Source organism: Streptomyces sp. KR55, assembly GCF_052245645.1.
GTDB lineage: Bacteria > Actinomycetota > Actinomycetes > Streptomycetales > Streptomycetaceae > Streptomyces > Streptomyces flavusporus.
Genome location: NZ_JBQQCE010000299.1, coordinates 1 through 12,024 on the forward strand (window position 1 = coordinate 1; position 12,024 = coordinate 12,024).

Annotated in this window: 4 protein-coding genes, 1 tRNA gene, 1 rRNA gene and 1 pseudogene; 1 reads left to right on the top strand and 6 read right to left on the bottom strand. The window is 68.9% G+C overall.

All coding sequences use genetic code 11. From position 1 onward, the window contains the following. The 3 genes and pseudogenes from ACTWQJ_RS33925 to ACTWQJ_RS33935 all read right to left on the bottom strand — a co-directional run. A pseudogene (locus ACTWQJ_RS33925) lies at nucleotides 1-1,174 on the bottom strand (cell division protein FtsK); the annotation flags it as partial. Nucleotides 1,175-1,349: 175 nt separating this feature from the next. Beyond that, nucleotides 1,350-2,030 (bottom strand): response regulator, encoded by a 681-nt coding sequence (locus tag ACTWQJ_RS33930; RefSeq protein WP_443310324.1) that lies wholly within the window; start codon nucleotides 2,028-2,030, stop codon nucleotides 1,350-1,352. Nucleotides 2,031-2,269: 239 nt separating this feature from the next. Then, nucleotides 2,270-7,711 carry a HAMP domain-containing protein gene (locus ACTWQJ_RS33935; RefSeq protein ID WP_443310325.1) on the bottom strand — a complete coding sequence of 1,814 codons (5,442 nt, stop codon included), beginning with the start codon at nucleotides 7,709-7,711 and terminating at the stop codon, nucleotides 2,270-2,272. A 406-nt stretch (nucleotides 7,712-8,117) separates the two neighbouring features. On the opposite strand from ACTWQJ_RS33935, the gene ACTWQJ_RS33940 reads away from it, so the two are divergent. Further along, nucleotides 8,118-10,880 carry a SpoIIE family protein phosphatase gene (locus ACTWQJ_RS33940; protein ID WP_443310326.1) on the top strand — a complete coding sequence of 921 codons (2,763 nt, stop codon included), beginning with the start codon at nucleotides 8,118-8,120 and terminating at the stop codon, nucleotides 10,878-10,880. A 71-nt stretch (nucleotides 10,881-10,951) separates the two neighbouring features. Here ACTWQJ_RS33940 and ACTWQJ_RS33945 read toward each other — a convergent pair. The 3 genes from ACTWQJ_RS33945 to rrf all read right to left on the bottom strand — a co-directional run bounded on the left by ACTWQJ_RS33945 (nucleotide 10,952) and on the right by rrf (nucleotide 12,016). Further along, nucleotides 10,952-11,027 (bottom strand) — tRNA-Thr (locus ACTWQJ_RS33945). Between the two features lie 95 nt (nucleotides 11,028-11,122). Next, nucleotides 11,123-11,785 (bottom strand): DegT/DnrJ/EryC1/StrS family aminotransferase, encoded by a 663-nt coding sequence (locus tag ACTWQJ_RS33950; RefSeq protein ID WP_443310327.1) that lies wholly within the window; start codon nucleotides 11,783-11,785, stop codon nucleotides 11,123-11,125. A 114-nt stretch (nucleotides 11,786-11,899) separates the two neighbouring features. Continuing rightward, nucleotides 11,900-12,016 (bottom strand): 5S ribosomal RNA (rrf, locus tag ACTWQJ_RS33955). Nucleotides 12,017-12,024 lie beyond the last annotated feature (8 nt).

Below are 12,024 nucleotides of genomic sequence, written 5' to 3' on the forward strand. Positions count from 1 at the left end.
CCTTGGTGAGATCGGGGACCTCGCCCTTCAGCTTCTCCTGCTGGGGGCGCGCGGCCGGGACCGGCGTCGGAGTGGGTGTGGTCTCCGCGCGGTCGCCGACGCTCACACCCTGAGTGAGGTCGGCGACGACCGGCGAGGGCGGCATGCCGTGCAGCACGGCACCGTCGAGCGCGGCAGCGGCGGCCGCAGCGACGTCCACGGCGTCCATCTGCCGGTCCATCTAGGGCTGCGGCACAGCGGAGCGCCTCGGACGGCCGCGACGCCGGGAGAGCGCCTCCTGCTCGGCGCCGTCGGGGTCGTACGACTGCGGGGCCGGCCCGCGCCTGCGGGGGCGGGCCGGCAGCGCCTCGCGCCACTGGTCGTCGTACCGCTCGTCGTCGTCGGTGAACTCCTCGTCCGCCGGGTCGCGGACGAGGCCGAGCTTCGTGCCGAGCAGCCGCAGCCGCTGCGGGATGGCGTTGACCGGGGTGGCCGTGACGACCAGCAGACCGAAGAGCGTCAGGAGTACGAGCAGCGGTACCGCGAGCATCTCGCTCATGGTGTACGTCAGCGGAGTCGCCGCGCCCCAGCCGATGAGGCCGCCGGCGTCCCGTATGGCCTGCATGCCGTCGCTGCGGGCGGGCGAGCCGCAGGCGATGTGGACCTGGCCGAGCACGCCGATGACGAGCGCGGACAGGCCGATGACGATGCGGCCGTTGGCCTCGGGCTGCTCGGGGTGCCGGATGAAACGCACCGCGATGACCGCGAGGAGGATCGGCACGAGCAAATCCAGCCGGCCGAAGGCGCCGGTGACGAGTATCTCGACCAGGTCGCCGACCGGGCCGCGCAGGTTGGACCAGGTGCCCGCGGCGACGATCAGCGCCAGGCCGAGGAGCAGCAGGGCGATGCCGTCCTTGCGGTGGGCCGGGTCGAGGTTCTTGGCGCCCTGTCCGATGCCGCGGAAGACGGCGCCGACGGCATGCGCGACGCCGAGCCAGATCGCGCGGACGAGCCGGTAGACGCCTCCGGTCGGACTGGGTGCCGGCTTGGGCGCGGGCTTCTTCGCCGCGGCCTTCTTGGCGGGAGCCTTCTTCGCGGGGGCCTTCTTCGCAGCGGCCTTCTTCGCCGGAGCCTTCGCGGAACCGGCAGCCTTCTTCGCGGGCTGCTTCTTGGCTGCGGAGGGACGTGAGGCCATAGGTGTGAGATTACCGGTGGAGACGACAGCGGACACGCGTGCCCACTGCTTCACCCGTTCGTGTCGCCCTTGCAGAGGCGTGAAACTGACGCGAGTTCACGTAGGAGTGACGCACCGATGAACGCCGTCCCGCCGGCCGCGGCGCGGGCACCGGGCAACTGGCCCCGCGCAGACGTCAGTTCTGCGACGGCACCGACGCCGCGCCGCCCGCACCCGGCTCCAGCGCGTCCAACGCCCGCCGCAACCCTGTGAGCTTGCGCTCCAGATGGGCCGCCGTGGCCACCGCCGCAGCGTCCGCCGAATCGTCGTCGAGTTGCTTGGACAGCGCCTCGGCCTGCTCCTCCACGGCCGCGAGCCGCGCCGACAGCTCCGCGAGCAGACCGGCCGGCTCCTTGCCGCCGCCGACCGCGCCCTTGCCGCCGCCCTCCAACTGGAGCCGCAGCAGCGCCGCCTGCTCCCGCAGCTGGCAGTTCTTCATGTACAGCTCGACGAACACCGAGACCTTCGCCCGCAGCACCCACGGGTCGAAGGGCTTGGAGATGTAGTCGACCGCGCCCGCCGCGTAGCCACGGAACGTGTGGTGTGGACCGTGGTTGATCGCGGTGAGGAAGATGATCGGGATGTCCCGCGTCCGCTCACGCCGCTTGATGTGGGCAGCGGTTTCGAAACCGTCCATTCCCGGCATCTGGACGTCCAGCAGAATGACCGCGAAGTCGTCCGTGAGCAGTGCTTTGAGCGCTTCCTCCCCGGACGATGCCCGCACCAGCGTCTGATCGAGCGCAGAGAGGATCGCCTCCAGCGCCAGCAGATTCTCCGGCCGGTCATCGACCAGGAGGATCTTGGCCTTCTGCACCATGGCCCGCCCTCCTCGCCCCGGCAGTGCACCGGGCGCCGCCCCGTGGGACGACTCCGTTACGCCGCCCATCCTCGTGCCGGTCATCGTAGCCGTACCCCGCCTGTCGCCACACCCTGTCACCGCGATGTCACTGTGCACGTAGCAGAAACGTAGGGGGAGACCAGAAGGTTCCCCGAATCCCGTACTTGTACACGACTACCAACACCCTGAGTCAGCAACTCGAGGTGAACATCCACCGTTCATTCCCCCTGCATCCACTGCTCCATCACCGTGAGCAGATGATCGGGATCGACCGGCTTCGTGACGTAGTCGGAGGCGCCCGACTCGATCGCCTTCTCCCTGTCGCCCTTCATCGCCTTGGCCGTCAGCGCGATGATCGGCAGCCCTGCGAACTGCGGCATCCGACGGATCGCCGTGGTCGTCGCATACCCGTCCATCTCCGGCATCATGATGTCCATCAGGACGACCGCCACGTCGTCGTGCTGCTCCAGGACCTCGATGCCCTCCCGGCCGTTCTCGGCGTACAGCACCGACAGCCCGTGCTGCTCCAGGACGCTGGTGAGCGCGAAGACGTTACGGATGTCGTCGTCGACGATCAGTACCTTCTCGCCGCCGAACCGGATCCCGCCGCGCGGCTGCGCGTCCGCGTCCTCCGCGCCGGCCGGCCACTGCGCCTGCGGCAGGGCCCGCTGTTCGGCGACGGGCGTGGCCCTGCGGCGCCGCCGGAACAGGGCGGCCGCACCGTTCTGCGTCTCCCGGTACGACTTCACCTCGGCCGGCGTCTCCACGACCGCCTCGGACAACTCCGGCCAGCCCTCGCCGAGCTCGCCGACCCCCGGGGGGAGCGCGGGCTGCTGGTAGCCGTGCGGCGGCAGCTCGCTCGGGTGCAGGGGCAGATACAGCGTGAACGTCGAACCGCGGCCCGGCTCGCTCTGCGCATGGATCTCACCGCCGAGCAGCTGAGCGATCTCCCGCGAGATCGACAGCCCGAGCCCGGTACCGCCGTACTTGCGGCTGGTCGTGCCGTCCGCCTGCTTGAACGCCTCGAAGATCACCCGCATCTTGCTCGCCGCGATACCGATGCCGGTGTCGGTCACCGAGAACGCGATCAGCTCCGCGTCCGGATCGGTCAGTGAACCGGTCTCCAGCAACTGCTCCCGGATCTTCTGCGGCACGTCGTCGCGCGCCGGACGGATCACGAGCTCCACCGAGCCGGAGTCGGTGAACTTCACCGCGTTGGACAGCAGGTTGCGCAGCACCTGCAGCAGCCGCTGCTCGTCGGTGTGCAGCGTGGCGGGCAGCTCCGGCGACACCCGTACGGACAGGTCCAGGCCCTTCTCCGCGGTCAGTGGCCGGAAGGTGGCCTCCACGTAGTCGACGAGCTGGACGAGCGCGATCCGCGTCGGGGAGACGTCCATCTTGCCCGCCTCGACCTTCGACAGGTCGAGGATGTCGTTGATCAGCTGGAGCAGGTCGGAGCCCGCCCCGTGGATCGTCTCGGCGAACTCGACCTGCTTCGGGGTGAGGTTGCCGTCCGCGTTGTCGGCGAGCAGCTTGGCCAGGATCAGCAGCGAGTTCAGGGGCGTACGCAGCTCGTGCGACATGTTGGCGAGGAACTCGCTCTTGTAGCGCATGGAGACCGCGAGCTGCTCGGCGCGCTCCTCCAGAACCTGCCGCGCCTCCTCGATCTCGGTGTTCTTCACCTCGATGTCGCGGTTCTGCCGGGCGAGCAGCTCGGCCTTCTCCTCCAGCTCGGCGTTGGACGCCTGGAGGGCCTTCTGCCGGTTCTCCAACTCGGCGGACCGCTCACGCAGTTGCTCGGTCAGCTCCTGCGACTGCTTCAGCAGCACCTCCGTCTTGGTGTTGACGGAGATCGTGTTGACGCTGGTCGCGATCATCTCGGCGATCTGGTTGAGGAAGTCCTTCTGGATCTGCGTGAACGGTGTGAACGACGCCAGTTCGATGACGCCGAGCACCTTGCCCTCGAACAGCACCGGCAGCACGATCACCTGCGCGGGCGGCGCCTCGCCGAGCCCGGAGGAGATCTTCAGATAGCCACTGGGGGCGTTCTCGACAAGGATCGTGCGCTTCTCCTGCGCGGCCGTGCCGACCAGCGCCTCCCCCGGCCGGAACGACGTCGGCATGGATCCCATCGAGTAGCCGTACGAGCCCAGCATGCGCAGTTCGAACTGGTCGTCCTTGCCGGCACCGTCGCCGAGCGGCATCGCGACGAAGAACGCGCCGTGCTGCGCGGAGACCACCGGCGTCAGCTCGCTCATGATCAGTGAGGCCACGTCCTCCAGATCACGGCGGCCCTGCATCAGCGCAGAGATACGGGCGAGGTTGCCCTTGAGCCAGTCCTGCTCCTTGTTGGCGATCGTGGTGTCGCGCAGGTTGGCGATCATCTTGTTGATGTAGTCCTGAAGTTCCTGGATCTCGCCGGAGGCGTCCACGTCGATCTTCAGGTTCAGGTCGCCACGGGTCACCGCGGTCGCCACGCGCGCGATGGCACGCACCTGCCGGGTCAGGTTCCCGGCCATCTCGTTCACGGACTCGGTGAGGTCACGCCAGGTGCCGTCGACGTCACGCACGCGTGCCTGGCCGCCCAGCTGGCCCTCCGTACCCACCTCACGGGCGACGCGGGTGACCTCCTCGGCGAACGAGGACAGCTGGTCGACCATCGTGTTGATGGTCGTCTTCAGCTCGAGGATCTCACCGCGCGCGTCGATGTCGATCTTCTTCGTGAGATCACCCTTGGCGATGGCCGTGGTGACCATGGCGATGTTGCGCACCTGCCCGGTCAGGTTGGACGCCATCTGGTTCACGGACTCGGTGAGGTCCTTCCAGGTGCCCGCCACGCCCGGCACGTGCGCCTGCCCGCCCAGGATGCCGTCCGTACCCACCTCGCGGGCCACCTTGGTGACCTGGTCGGCGAACGAGCTCAGGGTCTTCACCATGGTGTTGAAGGTGTCGGCGAGCTGAGCGACCTCACCGCGCGCCTCGATCGTCACCGTCCGCGTCAGGTCACCGTTGGCGACGGCCGCCGCGACCTGGGAGATGTTCCTCACCTGAACGGTGAGGTTCTTGGCCATCAGGTTGACGTTGTCGCTGAGGTCCTTCCAGATGCCCGTGACACCCGGCACATGAGCCTGGCCGCCCAGGATGCCCTCGGTGCCCACCTCGCGGGCCACCCGCGTCACCTGGTCGGCGAAGGACGACAGCTGGTCCACCATCGTGTTTACGGTGGTGACGAGCTCGAGGATCTCGCCCTTGGCGTCGACGGTGATCTTCTTCGACAGGTCACCCTTGGCGACCGCGGTCGTGACGTCGGCGATGCTGCGCACCTGCACGGTGAGGTTGTTCGCCATGAAGTTCACGGACTGGGTGAGGTCCTTCCAGGTGCCGGACACGCCCTGCACCTCGGCCTGACCGCCCAGCTTCCCCTCGGTGCCCACCTCGCGGGCGACGCGGGTGACCTCCTCGGCGAAGGACGACAGCTGGTCCACCATCGTGTTGAGGGTGTTCTTCAGCTCCAGAATCTCGCCACGCGCGTCCACGGTGATCTTCTGCGACAGATCACCCCGCGCCACCGCCGTCGCGACCTGCGCGATCTGCCGCATCTGAGCGGTCAGGTTGCCGGCCATGCCGTTCACGGAGTCCGTCAGGTCCCGCCACACACCGGCCACGCCGGGCACCTGCGCCTGACCGCCGAGCCGGCCCTCCGTACCCACCTCACGGGCCACCCGCGTCACCTGGTCGGCGAAGGACGACAGCTGGTCCACCATCGTGTTGACGGTGTTCTTCAGCTCCAGGATCTCCCCGCGCACATCCATGGTGATCTTCTGCGACAGGTCGCCACGCGCCACAGCAGTCGTCACCTGGGCGATCTGCCGCACCTGGGCGGTCAGGTTGCCGGTGATGGAGTTGACGGCGTCGGTGAGCTCCTTCCACGTACCGGAGACGCCCTCCACGCGCGCCTGCCCGCCGAGCCGCCCCTCGGTGCCCACCTCCCGGGCCATGGTCGTGACCTGGTCGGCGAACGACGACAACTGGTCCACCATCGTGTTCACGGTGTTCTTCAGCTGCAGCATCTCGCCGGAGACGTCCACGGTGACCTTCTGCGACAGATCACCGTTGGCCACGGCCGTCGTCACCTGGGCGATGTTCCTCACCTGTCCGGTGAGATTCCGGAACGCCGTGTTGACGGAGTCCGTCAGGTCCTTCCACGTCCCTGCCGCGCCCGGCACCTGTGCCTGACCGCCCAGCTCACCCTCGTCACCGATCTCCCGCGCCACCCGCGTGACCTCGGAACCGAAGGCCGACAGCTGGTCCACCATCCCGTTGACGGTGTTCTTCAGCTCCAGCATCTCGCCGGCCACGTCCACGGTGACCTTCTGCGACAGATCACCGTTGGCCACCGCCGTCGTCACCGCGGCGATGTCCCGCACCTGGGTCGTCAGGTTCCGGAACACCGTGTTGACGGAGTCCGTCAGGTCCTTCCACGTTCCCGCCGCACCCGGCACGTTCGCCTGCCCGCCGAGCCGTCCCTCTGCGCCGACCTCGTTGGCCACGCGCGTGACCTCGTCGGCGAAGATCCGCAGCGTCTCGGTCATCTGGTTGATCGTCTCGGCGAGCTGCGCGACCTCACCCCGCGCCTGCACCGTCACCTTGCGCGACAGATCACCGCTGGCGACCGCGGTCGTCACCTCCGCGATACCGCGCACCTGGGCGGTGAGGTTCCCGGCCATCGTGTTGACGGAGTCGGTGAGCTCCTTCCACACACCGGCCACGCCGGGCACCTGCGCCTGACCGCCCAGCTCGCCCTCGGTCCCCACCTCTCGGGCGACCCGGGTCACCTCGGAGGAGAACGCGGAGAGCTGGTCCACCATCGTGTTGACGGTTTCCTTCAGCTCCAGCATCTCGCCGGCCACGTGAACCGTGACCTTCCGGGACAGATCACCCTTGGCGACCGCCGTCGTCACCAGCGCGATGTCCCGCACCTGAGCGGTCAGCCGGTACGCCATCGTGTTGACGGACTCCGTCAGGTCCTTCCACGAACCCGACATCCCTCGCACCTGGGCCTGCCCGCCCAGCTTTCCCTCGGTGCCCACCTCACTGGCCACCCGCGTGACCTCGTCGGTGAACGTCGACAGCTGGTCGACCAGGTTGTTGACCGTCCGCCCGACCTTGAGGAACTCCCCGCGCAGCGGGTGCCCGCTCCCGTCGGGCGCCTGCGTCCGCAACTCCATCCGGGGCAGCAGATCACCGTCCGCCACCGCGGACAGCACCCGGCTGACCTCGGACACCGGCCATACGAGATCGTCGACCAGGGCGTTCGAGGCGTCGATGGCGGCCGCCCAGGACCCCTCGCAGGCGCCCGTCTCGAGCCGCTCCGTGAGCTTTCCCTCACGTCCCACCACGCGGCGCACGCGCGACAGCTCACCCGTCAGGTGCAGATTGCGGTCGGCCACCTCGTTGAACACGGCCGCGATCTCCGCCATCACGCCGTCCCCGGACACCGTGAGCCGCCTGCGGAAGTTTCCGTCCCGCATCGACACAAGAGCCGCGAGCAGCCGGTTCAGGGCAGCCGTGTCCACCTCGGTGGTCCCGCTCCGGTTGCTCGGGGACTGTCCGCCCTTCGCACGCGGCTTAGTGCCCCGCGTCGCTGCGCCAGACTCCACTGTGTCCCTCCCGCAGGGATCGACCGTTACTGCTGTGCTCGGGTACTACTGCTCGGCGTACCGGTTACTACTGCGTATACCGGCCCGGCGGTACCGGGCCGCCATCACCACCAGGGGTACCGGCCGCACCTAGGGCTGCTGCCCGCCATACACGGAAAACACTCTCGGCCTGCCCGGATACCTCCACCAGAAGCCTGCCCAGTGTTTCACCCCTGCCGAACCAGGCCATAACAGTTCGGCAGCTTCGCACATCGTCCGCACACCCTCCGGACGGAAACACTGCAGACCGGCACACGCATGGATGGCGAAGGTAAGTAACCTTGCATGCGGCTGTCCAGCCGCGCCGGTCCGTCCGGCCTGGGCGGTGGCACGAGAACGAGCGGGCATCGGAGGGGCGGCCGCACACATGACCACCGGACTGATTCCCGGGGGACAGCCCCCGGACCCCCGGCCGACGAGCGGCCTGCCGTCGCAAACGCGACGGGAGCCGGTCGATCACGGGGCCCAGCACGTAGAAAGCAGGTCGAGGAGTTCTGTGATCACCGCGCGCGCGGCCGCCAGCTTCGAGCCCGTCGGGCGCTCGGTCGCCTCCGCCCGCTCCTTCGTCCGCGACACACTCCAGGGCTGGGGCTACGCCGACATCGTGGACGACGCGGTGGTCCTCACCAGCGAGCTGGTCACCAACGCCGTCGTGCACGCCGGTACGACCGCGGACGTCCTGTGTCTGCGTACCGACGGCGGCGTACGCATCGAGGTCGCCGACCACTACCCCGAACGCGAAGTCCCACTCCAGGGCTCGGCCGTCAACATGGGCAGCCCCGACCGCGAGGGCGGCCGCGGCCTCCAGCTGTGCGCGGCCCTGGCCAGCCGCTGGGGCGTCGAGTACACCCCGACGCACAAGCAGGTCTGGTTCCAACTCGACCTCCCCGAGCGCGCGGTGGGCACCCGCACCGCCGGCCCGTCCCTCCCGGCCGACCTGCTCCCGCTGGCCGACGGCCGGGTCCGTGTGGCGGTCATCCAGATCGACCGGAACGGCTCCATCTCGGCCTGGAACGACGACGCCGAGGAGCTGTTCGGCTACCAAGCGGAACAGGTCACCGGAAAACCCCTCACCGACTTCGCGGCCTGGCCGCACACGCCCGGCACCAGCACGGGCATCGCGGAGGCCCTCCAACTCTCCCGCTGGGAAGGCAGTTACGGCGTCCGCAACGCGAACGGGCGGGTGATTCCCGTCTACGCCTCCCACCTCCGCGTCCGCGACACGGCCGGCGAACCCTCCACGGTCTGCCTCCTCGTACGGGACCACGAACGCGCCGTCCTGCAGACGCCGATGCGCCTGCCGGCATCCGACACGAGCACCTCCTCGGAGGGCCAGAACACCGACCCCTTCGAGGTGTTCATCGGCTCCCCCGCCCCGGACGACCTCGACGGCCTCCTCCAGCGCACGGTGGAACGCGCCCGCGACATGCTCGACGGCGACTCCGCCTTCCTGCTCCTCGCCACCGACGACGAAACGGAGTTGGAGGTCCGTGCCTCCACGGGCCTGCCCTCCGCCCGCCAGCGCTTCGCCCGCGTCCCCGTCGAGGCGGGCACCGGCCGCTACGGCTCCGCCCGCATGCCGGCCGTCCATGACGACCTCACGGCGGTCTCCGGTGCGGTACCGCTGCTGAACGGCACCGGCATGCGCTCGGTGGTCACGGTCCCGCTGAAGGTCGAGGGCCGCCTCACCGGCTCCCTCGGCGTCGCCGCGGAGGCGCCCGGCAGATACTCCAACGAGGAGGCCCTGCGCCTCCAGTTCGCCGCCGACCGCATCGCCCTGGCCGTCGAATCCGCCCGCCTGGGTGAACTCGAACGCCTGCGCCGCGGCTCCCTCAGCTTCCTCGTCGAGGCCTCCGACCTCCTGGCCGGCACCCTGGACCGCGACCAGACACTGGCCCTCATGGCCCAGATGACGGTCCCGACGCTGGCCACCTGGTGCGCCGTCTACACGATCGCCGACCAGGCCTCGGAGCCGTATCTGTCGTACGTCCTGCACGAGGACGAGGAACTCATCGACGGCATCAAGTCCCTCCTGTCAAAGATCGCCCCGCCCGACCCGGTGCCCACCCCGGGCGCCCGCGTCTGGTCGGCCCCGGCGGAAGCCGCCCACCAGGCGGCGCTGCGCACGTCCATGCGCAGCCTGGGCCTCGGTGAACCAGCCACGGTCAGCGGGGGAATCGGTCCGACCCTGGCAACAGCCTCGGCCGTGGGCGGCGAGACGGTCGTCCTCCCCCTGGTGGCCCGCAACCGCGTCATCGGCATGTTGACGCTGGGCAAGCCGACCGACGAACACTTCCGCCAGGAGATCCTGGAACTGGCCGAGGACCTGTCCCGTAGAGCCGCCCTGGCCCTGGACAACGCCCGTCTCTACTCGGAGCGCGTGGCCATCAGCCAGTCCCTCCAGCGCAGCCTCCTGCCCCCCGAGCTCCCCGAGATCGGTGGCGTGGAGGTCGAGGTCATCTACCGCGCGGCCGGCGAGGGCAACGAGGTCGGCGGCGACTTCTACGACCTGTTCCCCATCCGCGATGGCGCCTACGGCTTCGCCATCGGCGACGTCTGCGGTACGGGCCCCAACGCGGCGGCGGTCACGGGCCTGGCCCGCCATGCGCTGAGGTTGCTGGCCCGCGAGGGCCTCAGCGGCCCGGCGGTCCTGCAACGCCTCAACTCCGCGATCCTCGACGAGGGCGCCCGCAGCCGCTTCCTGACGCTCCTGTACGGCGAGATGCGTCCGCAGGAGGACGGCAGCGCGGAGCTGAAGGTGGTGTGCGCCGGACACCCGCTGCCGCTCCGCCTGCGCCAGGACGGCACGGTCGAGACCGCGGCCGAGCCTCAGCCGCTCCTCGGTGTCCTGGAGGACCTGGACCTCTACGAGCAGACCGTCATCCTCGACCCGGGCGACGTCCTGCTCTGCGTCACGGACGGCGTCACCGAACGACGCGAAGGCACCCGCATGCTGGGCGACGACGGCCTCGCCGACGTCCTCACCACCTGCACCGGCCTCACGGCGGGCGCGGTGGCGGCCCGCGTCATGCGCGCCGTGGAACGCTTCGCCACGGACGCCCCCTCCGACGACATGGCGATCCTGGCCATGCGCGTGCCGGGTCTCCACAACGGCCTGAACGGCGCCTGACTGAAAAGCGCCTGAAACAACGCCCGAACAACCAAAAGGCCCCCGCCCGAAAGGGCGGAGGCCTTTTGTGGTGGAGCCCCCAAACGGAATCGAACCGTTGACCTTCTCCTTACCATGGAGACGCTCTGCCGACTGAGCTATAGGGGCCGGTCGCCTTGCCGAGGTTTCCCTCGCGGCAACGGAATAGATCATACCCCGAACAGACCCGTGCTCCCAACCAGGACCGCCCGAGACAAGACCGGTCAGAAGGCTGGCTGCAACAGGCCACCCAGGGCATTGCACGCGGACACGATCCGCTGCATGTCCCGCTTCGTCAAAGCCCCTTCCACAGGCAGCGCAAGCGTTTCTGCCGCCGCCCGCTCGGTCTCCGGCAAGGACACGCACTGCCGGAACCCGGGCAGCCGATGCACCGGAGTTTTCACCGGAACGCGGCACTCAACTCCCCTGGCCCGCACGGCCCGCGCGAAGGCGTCCCGGTCCGGCCGCCCGTTCCCCGGCACCCGCACGACGTACTGCTGATAGGTGTGCCCGACACCGCCATCAGGCGTGTACACACCCTTCAACTTGGCATCGAGATAAGCGGCCCGCTGCCGTCGCTGAGCCACCTCGTCGTACGGCGACTCGGACTCCCCCTGCTCCAGCACCAGAATCCCGTGCCGCTGCCCAACGCGGTGCAGTCGCGCCACATCCGCCGGCCGACCGAAGCGGTGTACGACAACGACCGCCGCGGTACGCGGAGTTACGACCGCTTCGACAGCCGACGGGTCCAGGCAGTACGACACCGGGTCGATGTCCGCGAACACCGGGAGCGCACCGGCCAGAGCCACGGCTTCCGAGACTTCGACGTTCCCGAAGGCCGGCACGATGACTTCGTCACCGACGCCGATGCCGGCGGCTCTGAGCATTGCAGCAGTACCCATGCTGCGGATCGTGGTTGCGCAACGTGAACTTCAAGTGACACAGAACAAAAAAGGGTTGGACCCGAAACCGAAGTTCCGGGTCCAACCCACTCAAGATTTGTTCGGCGGTGTCCTACTCTCCCACAGGGTCCCCCCTGCAGTACCATCGGCGCTGTGAGGCTTAGCTTCCGGGTTCGGAATGTAACCGGGCGTTTCCCTCACGCTATGACCACCGAAACACTGTG